This window comes from Streptomyces armeniacus (assembly GCF_003355155.1).
GTDB classification, from domain to species: Bacteria; Actinomycetota; Actinomycetes; order Streptomycetales; family Streptomycetaceae; genus Streptomyces; species Streptomyces armeniacus.
On record NZ_CP031320.1, the window covers coordinates 4,286,421 to 4,302,270 of the forward strand.

The window sequence follows — 15,850 nt, forward strand, 5'->3', positions numbered from 1 at the left end:
CGTTTCGCATAGCCTCGGGCCATGGCTTCAGCAACAACCGGCCCCGCAGGAACCGCGCCACGGGCCGCCGCGGACGTATGGCTGCCGATCCCCGCCGACGAGATCGACGGCCTTCCGGAATCCCTCACCTACCACCACTGGGACGGCGACACCGACTTCCCCGCCGACCCGGCGGACTGCGCCTTCTACGTCGTGCCGTACATGAAGGGTCCCGAAGTCTCCGTACGCCCCCTCCGGCACATGACGGGTGTGCGGGTGGTGCAGACTCTCACGGCCGGCGTCGACCATGTCACCCCCGCCCTGCCGGACCTGCCCCGGGGCGCCCGGCTCTGCAACGCGCGGGGCGTCCACGACGCCAGCACCGCCGAGCTGGCCCTCGCCCTCACGCTCGCCTCGCTCCGCCGGATCCCGGAGTTCGTGCGGGCCCAGCAGGACGGCGAGTGGCGGCAGGCCGTCCATCCGGCGCTCGCCGACCGGACCGTGCTCATCGTCGGCTACGGATCCATCGGCAGCGCGATTGAGGACCGCCTGGTCCCCTTCGAGGTGGAGGAGGTGCTGCGCGTAGCACGTACGTCCCGTACGACGGCGCGCGGCGGAGTGCACGCGCTCACCGAGCTACCCCGACTGCTGCCGTGCGCCGACGTCGTGATCCTTTGCACCCCGCTCACGGCGGACACGCGTGGCCTGGCGGGGGAGGATTTCCTCGCCCGGATGAAGGACGGCGCGGTGCTCGTCAACGTCGCGCGGGGAGGTGTCGTGGATACGAAGGCGCTGCTCGCCGAGTTGGAGAGCGGGCGGCTGCGGGCGGCGCTCGACGTAACCGACCCGGAGCCGCTGCCACCCGGCCATCCGCTCTGGCAGGCCCCGGGTGCCCTGATCAGCCCGCATGTGGGCGGTGCCACGACGGCGCTGCGGCCCCGCGCGAAGCGGCTGCTGCGGCGGCAGTTGAACCTCTGGGCGGCGGGCGATCCGGTCGGGAATGTGGTCGCCGTCGCGGACTGAGTGGGGCATTATCCCTGGTCGTCACGGTCTGTATCGAACCTATTCCGGTGTGTGACCAACTGGTGTATCGTCCCGACCGGGGCGAAACCAGGACACGAGGGGGGCGACGGGCGAATGCGCGGCCAAAGGACTATCCGCCGGAAGCGGCACGCACCGTGCGACGTGCACCGCGAGCCCGTGCGGCGCCCGCCGTCCTGCTGGGGGTGCGATGAGCGTTGAAGGAGCGACTCCGCGGCAGAGCTGCTGGGGGCGGACCGACATGCGGACGGAGCTGGGGTCCCGCCAGGCCCGGCCCGGCACGGGCGCGCAGGCCCGCGCGCGGCCCGGCTCCCGGTTCGGCTTCCGGGTGCGGGCCGAGCGAGTCGACGCCGGCGCGGACGGACAGGCGCGGGCCTGTCCCGTGCCGCAGCTCGTGCTTGTCGCCGTCTGCGGGGCGTACGCCACCGGGGCCGCGTTCGGCTGGGGTTCGGAGATGGTGGCGCTCATCATGGGCGACTTCGGGCTGAGCGCCTCGGCGCTGCTCGCCGCCGCGTCCTGCTTCTGGTACGCGAAGACGCACCGCGGCAGCCGCTTTCGGCCCGCCTGGTTCCTGTTCGGCCTCTCCTCGGCCATGGCGGGGATCGGCAACGGCATCTGGGGCTGGTACGAGGTGGTGCTCAGACGGCCCGTGCCGGCCGCGTCCGCCGCCGATCTCTGCTTCCTGCTGTTCGCGCCGCCCGCGCTGATCGGGCTGCTGGTGCTGGCCAAACGCCCCGTCACACGGGCCGGTTGGGTCTGCCTCGGCCTGGACGCCTGGCTGATCGGCGGCTCACTGCTCACGCTCAGCTGGTCGCTCGCCCTGGCGCACACGGGCGCCTGGCAGGACGGCAACGTGGCACGCGCCGCGCTGACCCTCGGCTATCCCATGCTCGACATTGCGCTGGTGAGCATAGCTCTCGTGCTGCACTTCCGGGGCGCCGGCACCAGCCGGCCCGCCATCAACACGGCGGTCAGCGCCCTCGGTCTGACGGTGCTGTGCGATGCGCTGTTCACCCTCCCGCTGCTGCGCGAGAGTTACAGCTCGGGTCACCTGCTGGACGCAGGCTGGTTCGCGGGCTCGCTGCTGCTGGCGTGGGCGCCCTGGGTCGGCCGCCGCGACGGCTCGGTGCCCCCCGCGCCCGTACGGCCCGAAGCCGGCATGTCCGGCAAGGAGAAGGCGCGGCAGGCGACACCGCACCACGGGCGTCCGATCGCGAGCTCGCTGGCGGCGCTCACGCCGTACCTCTCCGCCGCGGTCTGCACCCTCGGGATCATCTACAACTCGCTGGACGGCCGCGAGCTGGACCGCGTCGTGCTGTTCACCGGCTGCACGGTCGTGCTCGCCCTCGTCGTGCGGCAGGGCATCATGCTCCTCGACAACATCGCGCTCACCCAGGAGCTGGCGCACAAGGAGAACCACTTCCGCTCCCTGGTGCAGGGCTCCAGCGACGTCATCATGATCGCCGCGTCCACTGGTGCCCTGCGGTACGTGTCGCCCGCCGCCGCCGGTGTCTACGGCCGGGACAGCGACGAGCTCATCGGGTCCGAACTGGCCGCGCTCATCCACCCGGAGGACCTGGCACGCGTGCTCCACGAGGTGCGCCGGTTCCTCGCCGCCGCGCCCGGCGCGGAGCCCTCGACCCGTATCGAGTGCCGCTTCCGGCACGGAGCCGGGCACTGGCTCAACATCGAGTCCACCGTCAACCGCTACCAAGGCGGGCTGATCTTCAACTGCCGCGACGTCACCGAACGGGTCAGACTCCAGGCGCAGTTGCAGCACAACGCCTCGCACGACCCGATGACCGACCTCCCCAACCGGGCGCTGTTCACCGAGCGGGTGCGGCAGGCGCTCTCCGGGCGCCGCGGCGGCGACAGCGAGGCCGCCGTCCTCTTCATCGACCTGGACGGCTTCAAGGCGGTCAACGACACGGTCGGCCACCAGGCCGGCGACGAGCTGCTGATCCATGCCGCGCACCGGCTCCAGGAGTCCGTACGCGCCGGGGACACGGCGGCGCGGCTCGGCGGGGACGAGTTCGCGGCGCTGATCCTCGGCGAGCCGGGCCCGCGCGACCCGGCCGCGCGCGAGCACCGTATCCGCGAGATCGCGGACCGGCTCCGGCTCACGCTGTCCGAGCCGTACCGCGTGGAGGGCAACGAGATGCGGGTCGCCGCGTCCATCGGCGTAGCCTTCGCCGAGCCGGGCATCTCCCCGGCCGACCTGCTGCGCAACGCCGATCTGGCGATGTACCGCGCCAAACAGGCCGGCAAGGCGCGGGTGGAGCTCTACGCCCCGCAGATGCAGACGGACGTGGCCCAACGGACCGAGCGGGCGGACCAGTTGCGCGGGGCGCTGCACCGCGGCGAGTTCGCGCTGCTCCACCAGCCCATCGTCGAGCTGGGCAATGGGACCGTCACCGGCGTCGCCGCGCAGCCGCGCTGGCGGTCGGCGCAGGGCATCCTCTTCACGCCCGCCGAGTTCCTCCGTGCCGACGGCCGCGCCGGCGGCCGCGCCGGCGGCGAGCCGCAGGGCGACCGGGCGGCCGAGATGAGCCGCTGGCTGCTGGAGGAGGCGGTCTCGCAGGCCGCCGCCCGGCACCGCGCGGGGATAGAGGCGCCGGTGACCGTACGGCTGTCGGCGGGGCGCGTCACGGACCGCTCGCTGGCGCTCAACCGCGTCGAGGAGCTGCTCGGCCGGCACGGGCTGCCGCCCGGCTCGCTCATCCTGGAGCTGTCCGACAGCGACCCGCGCATACCGCTGGACGAGCTGGAGCAGCGGCTGAACGCCCTGCGCAAGCTCGGCGTGCGCATCGCCCTGGACGGGTTCGGCAGCGGGTACGCCGCGATGGCCGCGCTCCGGCGGCTGCCGCTGGACATCCTCTGCCTCGACCGGGGCCTGGTGGACGGCATCGCCGAGTCCGTACGGCTGCGCAAGATCACCGCCGGGTTGCTGCGTATCGCAGGCGACCTCGGGCTCATGTCCATCGCGGACGGCGTGGACCTGCCCGATCAGGTCACGGTGCTGCGCGCGATGGGCTGCACGCACGGCCAGGGCGCGGCGTTCTCCGGCGCGCTGGACGAGCACCGGCTGCGCCGGGCGCTGGCCCGCGGCGGCTTCCCCGTGCCCGGCGACGGGCCGGCGCCCGCCGGCGCGGACCGGGCCGCCGCGGACCGCTCCACGTCCGACCGCGCCGCCGCCGGCCCAGCCGCCGACCGCCCCGCGCCCGAACGGGCCGGTGCCGAACGGGTGGCGGCGGACCGGGTGGCCGCCGAGCGCGCGGCGGGCAGCCGTTCGGTCGTGGTGGCGGGATCGCTGCCGGTCAGGCGCGGGGGAGTGTCCGGGCCCGACCCTGTGACACATCCCCCATTGCGCTCAAATAGTGAGACGACTGTCCCACCCACTTGACACCCTGTGGCCTGCCGGAGGAAGGTCAGTGCCATGCGCACCCGAATTCTCGTACTTGGACAGCGCGTCTGCTGACCGGGACCCCATGAAGTCCCGCGTCCCCAGCGGCGCGCTCCCCTCGCTTGCCATCCGGCACGGGGGGTTTTTTGTTGCACCAGCACTCGAGCACCACCCGCTATCCAGACCGCAGACCGCGCGAAACGAGCGTCAACCGCGCGCTACGAGCGTCAACCCTCACTCTCCGAGAAGAGACAGACGATGACCGAGCAGGCCACCGGGGCCCCTAAACCGCAGCCGCGGGCCCGAAACGGCGGGCATCAGCAGCCCGCCACTGTCGAACACATGACGGGCGCCCAGTCCCTCATCCGTTCTCTCGAGGAAGTCGGCGCCGACACCGTATTCGGCATTCCGGGCGGCGCGATCCTGCCCGCGTACGACCCCATGATGGACTCCACGACGGTCCGCCACGTCCTCGTGCGGCACGAGCAGGGTGCGGGCCACGCGGCGACCGGTTACGCGCAGGCCACCGGCAAGGTCGGGGTGTGCATGGCCACTTCGGGCCCCGGTGCGACCAACCTCGTCACCCCCATCGCCGACGCGCACATGGACTCCGTGCCCCTCGTCGCCATCACCGGCCAGGTGGCGTCGGCCGCGATCGGCACCGACGCGTTCCAGGAAGCCGACATCTGCGGCATCTCCATGCCCATCACCAAGCACAACTTCCTGGTCACGGACGCGGCGGAGATCCCCCGTACGATCGCCGAGGCGTTCCACATCGCCTCCACCGGACGTCCGGGCCCGGTCCTCGTGGACATCGCCAAGGACGCGCTCCAGACCCGTACGGCCTTCTCCTGGCCGCCGCAGCAGGACCTCCCCGGCTACCGCCCGGTCACCAAGCCGCACGCCAAGCAGATCCGGGAGGCCGCGAAGCTGATCGCCGCGGCCGAGCGCCCCGTGCTCTACGTCGGCGGCGGCGTGCTCAAGGCGCGGTCCACCGCCGAGTTGAAGGTCCTCGCCGAGCTGACCCGCGCGCCCGTGACGACGACCCTGATGGGCATCGGCGCGTTCCCCGACAGCCACCCGCAGCATCTGGGCATGCCCGGCATGCACGGCACGGTCGCCGCCGTCACCGCGCTCCAGAAGGCCGACCTGATCGTGGCGCTGGGCGCCCGCTTCGACGACCGGGTGACCGGGAAGCTGGACTCGTTCGCGCCGTACGCGAAGATCGTGCACGCCGACGTCGACCCGGCCGAGATCGGCAAGAACCGGGCCGCCGACGTGCCGATCGTCGGTGACGCCCGCGAGGTCATCGCGGACCTGGTGGTCGCGGTGCAGGCGGAGTACGAGGCGCGCCGCGGCGAAGAGGGCGCACCCGACGGGTACCAGGAGTGGTGGAACCAGCTGAACCGCTGGCGGGAGACGTACCCCCTGGGCTACGACCTGCCCGACGACGGCTCCCTCTCGCCCCAGCAGGTCATCGAGCGCATCGGCCAGCTCGCCCCGGAGGGCACCGTGTACGCGGCGGGCGTCGGCCAACACCAGATGTGGGCGGCGCACTACATCCGCTACGAGCAACCCGCCACGTGGCTCAACTCCGGCGGTCTCGGCACCATGGGCTACGCGGTGCCGGCCGCGCTGGGCGCGAAGGTGGGCGTGCCGGACCGTACGGTCTGGGCGATCGACGGCGACGGCTGCTTCCAGATGACCAACCAGGAGCTGGTGACCGCCGCGCTGAACAACATCCCCATCAAGGTCGGGATCATCAACAACGGCGCCCTCGGCATGGTCCGCCAGTGGCAGACGCTCTTCTACAACCAGCGGTACTCCAACACCGTGCTGCACGCCGGCCCGGAGGCGGACGGCAAGACCCCGTCCCACGGCACCCGCGTCCCCGACTTCGTGAAGCTGGCCGAGGCCATGGGCTGCGTCGGCATCCGCTGCGAGGACCCGGAGCAGCTGGACGCGGTGATCGAGAAGGCGAACTCGATCAACGACCGCCCCGTCGTCGTCGACTTCATCGTGCACGAGGACGCGATGGTCTGGCCGATGGTCGCGGCAGGCACCTCCAACGACGAGGTCATGGCGGCGCGCGGCGTCCGGCCGGACTTCGGCGACAGCGACGACTGAGGAACGGAGACACCGTCAGATGTCCAAGCACACACTCTCCGTCCTGGTGGAGAACACGCCGGGGATCCTGGCCAGGATCGCGGCGCTGTTCTCCCGGCGCGGGTTCAACATCGACTCGCTGGCCGTCGGCGTCACCGAGCACCCCGACATCTCGCGCATCACCATCGTGGTGAACGTCGAGGACCTGCCGCTGGAGCAGGTCACGAAGCAGCTCAACAAGCTTGTCAACGTGCTGAAGATCGTCGAGCTGGAGCCCGGCGGCGCCGTCCAGCGTGAACTCGTTCTGGTGAAAGTCCGGGCGGACAACGCGACCCGCTCCCAGATCGTCGAGATCGTCCAGCTCTTCCGCGCCAAGACCGTCGACGTGTCGCCGGAGGCCGTGACCATCGAGGCCACGGGCGGCAGTGACAAGCTCGAGGCGATGCTGAAGATGCTCGAGCCGTACGGGATCAAGGAACTGGTCCAGTCCGGCACGATCGCCATAGGGCGCGGGGCCCGTTCCATCACCGACCGGTCCCTGCGGGCGCTCGACCGGAGCGCCTGAGACTCCCGGCTCATTCCGAACACCGCTCGCCATACGGTGGGCAGCACCACATCTGAAACAAGGAGATTTGCGAAGTGGCCGAGCTGTTCTATGACAATGACGCCGACCTGTCGATCATCCAGGGCCGCAAGGTGGCCGTCCTGGGGTACGGCAGCCAGGGTCACGCGCACGCGCTGTCGCTGCGCGACTCGGGCGTCGATGTGCGGGTGGGCCTGCACGAGGGCTCCAAGTCGCGGGTGAAGGCCGAGGAGCAGGGCCTGCGCGTGGTCACGCCCGCCGAAGCGGTCACGGAAGCCGACGTGATCATGGTGCTGGTGCCGGACCCGATCCAGGCGAAGGTGTACGAGGAGTCGATCGCGCCGCACCTCAAGGACGGCGACGCGCTGTTCTTCGGGCACGGGCTGAACATCCGCTTCGGCTTCATCGCGCCCTCGGCGGGCGTGGACGTGTGCATGGTGGCGCCGAAGGGCCCGGGGCACCTGGTGCGGCGGCAGTACGAGGAGGGGCGCGGCGTGCCGTGCATCGCCGCGGTCGAGCAGGACGCGACGGGCAAGGCGTTCGCGCTGGCCCTCTCGTACGCGAAGGCGATCGGCGGCACCCGGGCGGGCGTCATCAAGACGACGTTCACCGAGGAGACCGAGACCGACCTGTTCGGTGAGCAGGCGGTGCTGTGCGGCGGCACGACGGCGCTGGTGAAGGCGGCCTTCGAGACGCTGGTCGAGGCGGGCTACCAGCCGGAGATCGCGTACTTCGAGTGCCTGCACGAGCTGAAGCTCATCGTGGACCTGATGTACGAGGGCGGCCTGGAGAAGATGCGCTGGTCCGTGTCGGAGACCGCGGAGTGGGGCGACTACGTCACCGGCCCGCGGATCGTGAACGACCAGACCAAGGCCGAGATGCGGCAGGTGCTCGCGGAGATCCAGGACGGTTCGTTCGCGAACAACTGGATGAAGGAGTACAACGCCGGTCTGCCGAAGTACAACGAGTACAAGAAGGCCGACGAGGACCACCTGCTGGAGACCACCGGCAGGAAGCTGCGGAAGCTGATGAGCTGGGTCGACGAGGACAAGTAGGCGGTGGCACGCCCGGCGCGGGCCGCACTCGGATCACCGACGGCCCGGGTGCGGCCCGCGCCGGGACCATGCCACGCCCGCTCGGCGGATCCGCCGGACCGCCGGTGCGCCCTTCCGCTGGTGGATACACTGCAGGACATACGCGTCACAGGCTCACAGCGTCGTGCGTCTCCACGCGGCTGCCAACCGTCCACCGCCTTCGGCCGTCGGGACGCGGCCGTTTCTCCCCGTAGCTCTGCCAGCACGGGCGGCGCCCCCAGGACAAGTGAGGACTGAGACCCAAGTGAGCAAGCCCGTAGTACTCATCGCCGAAGAGCTGTCGCCCGCCACGGTGGACGCGCTCGGTCCGGACTTCGAGATCCGCCAGTGCAATGGCGCCGACCGGGCAGAGCTCCTCGCCGCCATCGCGGACGTCGACGCCATCCTCGTGCGCAGCGCGACCAAGGTGGACGCCGAGGCCGTGGCGGCTGCCCGCAAGCTCAAGGTCGTCGCCCGCGCGGGCGTCGGCCTCGACAACGTCGACGTGCCCGCGGCCACCAAGGCGGGCGTCATGGTCGTCAACGCGCCCACGTCCAACATCGTGACCGCCGCCGAGCTCGCCTGCGGCCTGCTGGTCGCCTCGGCCCGGAACATCCCGCAGGCCAACTCGGCGCTGAAGAACGGCGAGTGGAAGCGCAGCAAGTACACGGGCGTCGAGCTGTCCGAGAAGACGCTCGGCGTCGTCGGCCTCGGCCGCATCGGGGTGCTGGTCGCGCAGCGGATGTCGGCGTTCGGCATGAAGGTGGTGGCGTACGACCCGTTCGTACAGCCCGCCCGTGCCGCCCAGATGGGCGTGAAGCTGCTGTCGCTGGACGAGCTGCTGGAGGTCTCGGACTTCATCACCGTGCACCTGCCGAAGACGCCCGAGACGCTGGGGCTGATCGGTGACGAGGCGCTGCACAAGGTGAAGCCGAGCGTCCGGATCGTGAACGCGGCCCGTGGCGGCATCGTGGACGAGGAGGCGCTGGCTGCGGCGCTCAAGGAGGGCCGTGTCGCGGGCGCGGGCCTGGACGTCTACGCCACCGAACCGTGCACGGACTCCCCGCTGTTCGAGTTCGACCAGGTCGTGTGCACCCCGCACCTGGGTGCCTCGACCGGCGAGGCGCAGGAGAAGGCCGGCATCTCGGTGGCCAAGTCCGTCCGCCTCGCGCTGGCGGGCGAGCTGGTGCCGGACGCGGTGAACGTACAGGGCGGCGTGATCGCCGAGGACGTACGGCCTGCGCTGCCGCTCGCGGAGAGGCTGGGCCGTATCTTCACCGCGCTGGCGGGCGAGGTCGCGGTGCGGCTCGATGTCGAGGTGTACGGCGAGATCACCCAGTACGACGTGAAGGTGCTCGAACTCTCCGCGCTCAAGGGCGTGTTCGAGGACGTCGTGGACGACACGGTGTCGTACGTCAACGCGCCGCTGTTCGCCCAGGAGCGCGGCGTCGAGGTGCGGCTGACGACCTCCAGCGAGTCGCCCGAGCACCGCAACGTCGTGATCGTGCGCGGCACCCTCGGCACCGGCGAGGAGGTGTCGGTGTCCGGCACCCTGAGCGGCCCGCGGCACCAGCAGAAGATCGTTGCCGTCGGCGAGCACGACGTGGACCTGGCGCTCGCGGACCACATGGCCTTCCTGCGCTACGCCGACCGCCCCGGCGTGGTCGGCCAGGTCGGCCGCATCCTCGGCGAGACGGGCATCAACATCGCGGGCATGCAGGTCTCCCGGGCGACGGTGGGCGGCGAGGCCCTGGTGGCGCTCACCGTGGACGACACGATTCCGGCGGCGGTGCTGACGGAGATCGCGGGCGAGATCGGCGCGACCTCAGCCCGCAGCGTGAACCTGGAGGGCTGACTGCGGCGGCGGCCGCGGCCGCTGTCGTACGGGCCCGGACCGGCGCTTCGTCGCCTGGTCCGGGCCCTTTCGCGTGCCCGGACCCGCATGTGGGGGAGCGGCGCGACTTCGCTATCACTTCCCTTCAGATGGATGAAATCTCTCCGCTTAGCCCTTAGCGTCGTATGTAGACGGAGGAAATTCATCCACCTGCACAACCGTGTGGGACTGACCGGAGGTGTGGAATGCGCGCGGACGCCCAGCACAACCGCGAACAGATCCTGCGGGCCGCCCGACAGATCTTCGTCCACGAGGGCCCGGACGCGCCGCTCGACGTGATCGCCCGGCGCGCGGGCGTCGGCGTCGCCACGCTCTACCGCCGCTTCCCGACCCGGGACGACCTGATCCGGGCCGTCGCGGCCGACACGCTGGAGCTGCTGTACGAGGGGGTCACCCGGGCCGCGGCGGAGGAGGGCGACCCGTTCGAGGCGCTGCGGCGCTTCATGCACGCGGCCCTCGACCTCAACATCGGCGCGGTGATGCCGTCGCTGTTCGGCCGGTTCGAGGCGGACCGCGTCCTCAGCGAGGTGCGCGACGCCGTCGATCCGCTGCACGACCTGATGTCCAGGGCCCAGGAGGCGGCGCTGCTGCGCGCGGACGCGGCTCCCGGCGATGTCATCTTTATGATCATCCGGCTGACCCGGCCGCTGCCCGGCGGCGGCTTCCCCGAGGACGGCGCCCTCGCGCACCGCCAGCTCGAGATCTACATCGACGGACTGCGCCCGTCCGCCGCCTGGCCGCGCGAGGAACGGCTGCCGGGGCCGGCGATCGGCGTCCCCTGGTTCCGGCGCATCCGCGCACGGATGGCGAAGGGGATGGCCGGGGTGGAGGGTGGCGAGCGCGACAGTCCCTCGTAGCGCACCACCCCCTCGTAGTGCCCCCGCCCGCTGCGCACTCCGCGCCACCCGCGCCCGCGCCACTCGCGCGTTCCGCGCCCGCGCCGCCGGCTGCCGCTGACGCCACCGCTTACGGCGGCGGCTCGAACCGCAAGACCGCAAGAGGGAGTAACTGTCATGGCCACAACAACTCCGGCGCCCATCCCCAGTGCCGCGGAGAGCAACCCGCGCCGCTGGCTCGCGCTCGTCTTCATCGGGCTCGCGCAGCTGATGATCGTGCTCGACATCACGATCGTGAACATCGCGCTGCCCTCGGCCCAGCAGGACCTGGGCATCTCCAGCGGCGACCGCCAGTGGGTCATCACCGCGTACACCCTGTCGTTCGGCAGCCTGCTGCTCCTCGGCGGCCGTATCGCCGACTACACGGGGCGCCGCCGCGCCTTCCTCATCGGGCTGCTCGGCTTCGCGGGCGCGAGCGCGCTCGGCGGAGCCGCGGCCAACTTCGGCATGCTGCTCGCCGCCCGTACGCTGCAGGGCGTCTTCGCCGCCCTGCTCGCCCCGGCCGCGCTCTCCCTGCTCACCGTCAGCTTCACCGAGGCACGCGAACGCGCCAAGGCGTTCGGCGTGTTCGGCGCCATTGCCGCCGGCGGCGGCGCGGTGGGGCTGGTCGTCGGCGGGCTGCTCACCGAGTACCTGGACTGGCGCTGGTGCCTGTACGTGAACGTGCCGATCGCCGTCATCGCCGCACTCGGCTGGACCGCGCTCCCCGCCGACCAGCGCTCCGCCACCCGGCACCGCATCGACGTACCCGGCGTACTGCTCGCCGTCACCGGCCTGGTCGCCGTCGTCTACGGCTGCAGCGAGGCCGAGTCCGAGGGCTGGGACTCCCAACTCGTCGTCGGGCTGCTGTCGGTGGGCATCGTGCTGCTCGTCTCGTTCGTGCTCTACGAGGGCCGCCGCGCCGAACGCCCCCTGCTGCCGCTGCGCGTCATCGCCGACCGGGCGCGGGGCAGCGCCTATCTGGCGGTGGCGCTGTCGGTCGTCGCCATGTTCGGCATGTTCCTGTTCCTCACCTACTACATGCAGGTCGTCAAGGACTACTCGGCGGTGCTCACCGGCGTCGCGTTCCTGCCCCTCACCGCGGGCGTACTGCTCTCCGCTGGCGGCATCGCCTCCCGGCTGCTGCCGAGGGTCGCACCGCGGCTGCTGGTGGTGCCGGGGCTGCTGACCACCGCCAGCGGCACCCTGTGGCTCGTCTTCCTGGAGGCGGACACGTCGTACGCCACCGGGGTGCTGCCCGCCGAGATCCTGGTCGGCCTCGGGATGGGCCTGGTGATGGCGCCGGCGATGAACTACGCCACCCACGGCGTGCGCCCGGAGGACGCCGGCATCGCGTCCGCCACCGTCAACACCTCGCAGCAGATCGGCGGTTCGATCGGCACGGCGCTGCTCAACACCATCGCCACCAGCACGACCAGCGACTACCTCGCGGACCGACCCAAGGCGCCGCCCGTGCTGCGGGACGGGCTGGTCGAGGGGTTCTCGGCGGCGTACGCGGTGGCGACCGCCATCCTGGTGGCCGCGGCGATCGCCGTCGGCCTGCTGATGAACACCCCGCGGCCGCGGCGCGAGTCCGGCCCGGCGCAGGACGCGCCCGCGGCGGTGCACCTGGGCTGAGAGGGTCGCAGACCCCCGGGCCCCGCCGCCGGTTGCCGCCGGCGGCGGGGCCTTCGGCTGCCCTGCCGGCTCAACGGTCGCGGGGGCAGCGCCCGTTGGCCCGCTCTAGGGGATGCACTAGGGCCCCGCTGTTACGTTGATCGTCCGATGCCGGATGGCATCGATTTCAAGTCCCCGACGGGGAAAGGTGTGAACATGGACAAGCAGCTCGAAGACGCCACTCTGGAAGCGGTGGAATCGGCCGACATCGAGTTCGTGGGGAGCCTCGAGGACGTCACACACGGCGCGGCCCTCGCCCCCAACTTCGAGTCCATCGCGGGGCTGTGCTGGTGCTGACCCAGCCGCTCCGGCGGTCGTCCCCACTCTGAGACGCCGCTGAACGGGCCGGTGCCGGTGCCCCGAGCCGTCGGCCGGCGCCGGCCCTCTCCCCGTCTCCTCTTCCACTGTTTCCCCGTCCCGGAGAGTCGAGCGAAGTGAAACATTTCAGCGGGCCTCACGACGGTGTCCTCGCGGAGTTGCGACACGCGGTACGCACGCGTCGGCGCAACGAACAGGCGGTCAGGTCGATCGTCCTGGGCGACCGGGAGCCCCATCCGGAACTGTCCGTGCGGTCGGCGGAGTTGCCCGCCGCCGTACGCGACTACCTGCGGTTCGGGCGCGCGTTCACGTCCGGCGGTCTTCCGCGTGTCCTCGCCGCGCTGCCCGGGCCGAACGTGCGCAAGCGGGCACGCGGCGGTTCCGGTCCCGCCACGGTGTTCTGGGCGCGTGACGCGGCCTGGCGGGCCCAGGGGCTCGCCCGGTCGCTCGCCGGCCGGCATCTCTGCCTGCACGAGGCCATCGGGGTCTGCGCCGCGCTGCGCGGGCTTGGCTTCGCCGTCGACATCGTCATCGGCTATCCCACCGTCGAGTCCGAGCACACCGAGGGTGAGTTGCACGCCTGGCCCGCCATCGGTGACGAGCCGGTGATCGAGCGCTCCAGCGGGTTCGAAGCGAGCCACGTGGAACTCATCCGTTATCCGGAACCGGCGGGGGTGGTCACGAGTGCGGGCGCGGTCACGAGTGCGGATGCGGGCGCGGTATGCCCCTGACCGCGTTCGGCATGTCCGGCAGCATCTCCCTTGCGGGAGCGGACGGAAGGGAGTCCGACTACCGCTTCTCCGGCACATACGGCACCGACCCCCGCCGAGACCACGACAGCGCTGGAATCGTCCTCATGCAGGGGCCGGTGCACGACGCCGACGTTACGGGGGTGCAGCCCGATCCGTCGCCGCCCGATACCGCGGCACCGCCCCGTGTGGCGCTCACCGGCTGGGCCGCCGTACCGCGTGACCACAGCGGACCACCGGACCAGCCCTTCGCCGCGCTGCAGCGCGCGCTGGACGAGCGGGGCCCCGAATCGTTGCGCGCGGTGCCGGGCGACTACGTCGCCGCCCATGTCGCCGCCGACCGCCGCCGCGTCGTCCTCTGCCGCCCCGCGAACGCCGTCACCCCGCTCTTCTGGCGGGCCGACGGCGACCGCCTGCGGTGGTCGACCGACCCGGTCGACCTGCTGCCGGCCGCCGGGCCGACGCTGGGCGATGTGGACGTGGACGCGCTTCCGTTCATCATCGCCGGGGTCGGCATGGCCGGTGACCGGTCCTGGTTCCGGGGCGTGCACCGGCTGGCACCAGGCCACTTGCTGGAGGTGTCCCCCGGGGCCGGCCGCCGGCCCGTCGTCCGCCGCTACGACCAAGTCGCGGCCACCGACGTGCCGTCCGACCTGGACACCGCGGCCGAGGCGCTGCGGGAGCGTCTCGCGACAGCCTGCTCCCGCCTGGTCGCGGGCGAGCGTACGGCGATGCTGCTGCTCAGCGGTGGGCTCGACTCGGCCGTCGTGGCGCACGAGACGGCGGACCTGTCCGTACGGGTCACCGGCATGCACTTCACGCTCGACGGCTTCCCCGGGTTCGCGGAGGACGTCGCCGCCGCCAAGTCGGTCGCGGAGGCCGGCAACGTGCGCTACCTGCCGTTCGATATGACGGAGCACGCCCGGCGCGGCGGCGGCTATCTCGACGCCGCCGACAGCACGGGGTTCCCCGTCACACAGGTGCCGCTGCCGGGGCTTCCCGCCGCGGCGGAGCACGCGGAGGGCATCGGGGCGCGGATGCTCCTCTCCGGCCTGTACGCGGACCAGGTGTTCTCCGCCGACCACAGCACCGCCGTCTTCGCGGCCCGCGGCCTCGGGGCGCTGAACCCCACCGTCGCGGGCGAACCCGTATGGCAGTTGCTGTCGCGCGCGGCGGGTGCCTCGTTCGGCGGCGGTGAGAAGCGCCGGTTCGCGGTGCTGCGGTATCTCGCCGGGCGGGCGAGCGGGCGCGGCGACGCGCTGCTGTCCACATTCGGCGAACTGCCGCCCGCGCCCTGGCTGTCCGCGGACGCCGCCGACGCGTTCCAGCGGGCGGCGCGCGACAACGCCGAGCGCTCGCTGGCGGCCGTCCGCGGCGACGACGGGCGCCGCGACTTCCTCGCCCGCTACTCCCTGCAGGAATCCCTGAACGCCGTTACCACGCAGGCCGGCTGGATCAACCACTGCATGCCGCGCCGCTGCATGCTCACCACACCCTTCCTGGACCGGGACGTGATCGAGTTCGTGCTGAGCCTGCCGAGCCGGCACCGTACGGGCGTCGCGTACGGGCGCCGGCTCGACAAGCTGGTGCTGCGCCTGGCGTACGGGCGCCGGGCCGGGCTGCTTGACACGGGACTGCGGATGCATCAGGCCCGCATCGACGCGGTGCCTGCCGTCTACACGCATCAGAACTTCGAGCGGATCCGGGAACTCCTGAGCCCCGACGCGCTGCTGTGCCGGCTCGGCATCGTCGACAAGACCTATCCGGAGCGGCTGAACCGTACGACTGCCCACCGCGACGGTGAGCACTTCGTACGGCTCGCCGTCATCGAGAAGTGGCTGCGGAGGCTGCCGGAATGAGCGAGACACGGGGTGTGCGGGAGCCACGGGACCGGGAACTGCGGCTGGCCGGGCACGTGCGATTCCGGGAACTGCCGTTCTGCGGAGTGCTGCTGGACACCGAGAAGTCGCAGGTGCACCGGCTCTCCCCGCGCGCCGCGCGGGTGCTGCGCGAGCGCTTGTACGGCGCGGGCAGCACCGGCCCGTACGCGTCCCTGATCACGGACGAGCCCGCCGACGAGCGGACCGCGGAGGCCATCGTCACGGCGCTCGAACGGGCGGGCTTCGTCCACCGGGCGTGAGCCGGCTCCGTC

The 15,850-nt window shown here is 71.8% G+C and carries 12 protein-coding genes; all 12 read left to right on the forward strand.

Going from position 1 to position 15,850, the window contains the following annotated elements; all coding sequences use genetic code 11:
* Positions 1-21: 21 nt before the first annotated feature.
* The 12 genes from DVA86_RS18470 (at position 22) to adfB (ending at position 15,838) form a co-directional block, all read left to right on the forward strand.
* Positions 22-1,002 carry a 2-hydroxyacid dehydrogenase gene (locus tag DVA86_RS18470; RefSeq protein ID WP_208879750.1) on the forward strand — a complete coding sequence of 327 codons (981 nt, stop codon included), beginning with the start codon at positions 22-24 and terminating at the stop codon, positions 1,000-1,002.
* Positions 1,003-1,261: 259 nt separating this feature from the next.
* Complete coding sequence (locus DVA86_RS18475; RefSeq protein WP_208884869.1) at positions 1,262-4,423, forward strand: putative bifunctional diguanylate cyclase/phosphodiesterase; 3,162 nt, start codon at positions 1,262-1,264, stop codon at positions 4,421-4,423.
* Between the two features lie 258 nt (positions 4,424-4,681).
* Positions 4,682-6,550 (forward strand): acetolactate synthase large subunit, encoded by a 1,869-nt coding sequence (locus DVA86_RS18480; protein ID WP_208879752.1) that lies wholly within the window; start codon positions 4,682-4,684, stop codon positions 6,548-6,550.
* Positions 6,551-6,569: 19 nt separating this feature from the next.
* Positions 6,570-7,094 (forward strand): acetolactate synthase small subunit, encoded by a 525-nt coding sequence (gene ilvN / locus DVA86_RS18485; protein WP_208879754.1) that lies wholly within the window; start codon positions 6,570-6,572, stop codon positions 7,092-7,094.
* A 74-nt stretch (positions 7,095-7,168) separates the two neighbouring features.
* Entirely contained in the window at positions 7,169-8,167 is a 999-nt protein-coding gene (ilvC, locus tag DVA86_RS18490) for a ketol-acid reductoisomerase (protein WP_208879756.1), read from the forward strand.
* Between the two features lie 283 nt (positions 8,168-8,450).
* Positions 8,451-10,040, forward strand: a complete 1,590-nt coding sequence (gene serA, locus DVA86_RS18495; protein WP_208879758.1) for a phosphoglycerate dehydrogenase — start codon at positions 8,451-8,453, stop codon at positions 10,038-10,040.
* A gap of 224 nt (positions 10,041-10,264) precedes the next feature.
* Positions 10,265-10,936, forward strand: a complete 672-nt coding sequence (locus tag DVA86_RS18500) for a TetR/AcrR family transcriptional regulator (protein WP_208879759.1) — start codon at positions 10,265-10,267, stop codon at positions 10,934-10,936.
* A gap of 156 nt (positions 10,937-11,092) precedes the next feature.
* On the forward strand, positions 11,093-12,592 hold the full coding sequence (locus DVA86_RS18505; protein ID WP_208879761.1) for a DHA2 family efflux MFS transporter permease subunit: 1,500 nt from the start codon (positions 11,093-11,095) through the stop codon (positions 12,590-12,592).
* A gap of 195 nt (positions 12,593-12,787) precedes the next feature.
* On the forward strand, positions 12,788-12,928 hold the full coding sequence (locus tag DVA86_RS18510) for a hypothetical protein (RefSeq protein ID WP_208879763.1): 141 nt from the start codon (positions 12,788-12,790) through the stop codon (positions 12,926-12,928).
* Positions 12,929-13,107: 179 nt separating this feature from the next.
* Positions 13,108-13,680: a lasso peptide biosynthesis protein gene (locus DVA86_RS18515; protein ID WP_208879765.1), complete on the forward strand. Its 573-nt coding sequence runs from the start codon at positions 13,108-13,110 to the stop codon at positions 13,678-13,680.
* Positions 13,671-15,557 (forward strand): asparagine synthase-related protein, encoded by a 1,887-nt coding sequence (locus DVA86_RS18520; RefSeq protein ID WP_208879766.1) that lies wholly within the window; start codon positions 13,671-13,673, stop codon positions 15,555-15,557. Before DVA86_RS18515 ends, DVA86_RS18520 begins: the two co-directional genes overlap by 10 nt.
* Positions 15,554-15,838 carry an actinodefensin-associated protein B gene (adfB, locus tag DVA86_RS18525; RefSeq protein WP_208879768.1) on the forward strand — a complete coding sequence of 95 codons (285 nt, stop codon included), beginning with the start codon at positions 15,554-15,556 and terminating at the stop codon, positions 15,836-15,838. Before DVA86_RS18520 ends, adfB begins: the two co-directional genes overlap by 4 nt.
* Positions 15,839-15,850 lie beyond the last annotated feature (12 nt).

Excerpts from the sequence above, each read along its gene's own strand:
- DVA86_RS18470 (WP_208879750.1), top strand. The coding sequence starts at position 22 with ATGGCTTCAGCAACAACCGGCCCCGCAGGAACCGCGCCACGGGCCGCC.
- DVA86_RS18475 (WP_208884869.1), top strand. The coding sequence starts at position 1,262 with ATGCGGACGGAGCTGGGGTCCCGCCAGGCCCGGCCCGGCACGGGCGCG.
- DVA86_RS18480 (WP_208879752.1), top strand. The coding sequence starts at position 4,682 with ATGACCGAGCAGGCCACCGGGGCCCCTAAACCGCAGCCGCGGGCCCGA.
- ilvN (WP_208879754.1), top strand. The coding sequence starts at position 6,570 with ATGTCCAAGCACACACTCTCCGTCCTGGTGGAGAACACGCCGGGGATC.
- DVA86_RS18500 (WP_208879759.1), top strand. The coding sequence starts at position 10,265 with ATGCGCGCGGACGCCCAGCACAACCGCGAACAGATCCTGCGGGCCGCC.
- DVA86_RS18505 (WP_208879761.1), top strand. The coding sequence starts at position 11,093 with ATGGCCACAACAACTCCGGCGCCCATCCCCAGTGCCGCGGAGAGCAAC.
- DVA86_RS18510 (WP_208879763.1), top strand. The coding sequence starts at position 12,788 with ATGGACAAGCAGCTCGAAGACGCCACTCTGGAAGCGGTGGAATCGGCC.
- DVA86_RS18520 (WP_208879766.1), top strand. The coding sequence starts at position 13,671 with ATGCCCCTGACCGCGTTCGGCATGTCCGGCAGCATCTCCCTTGCGGGA.
- adfB (WP_208879768.1), top strand. The coding sequence starts at position 15,554 with ATGAGCGAGACACGGGGTGTGCGGGAGCCACGGGACCGGGAACTGCGG.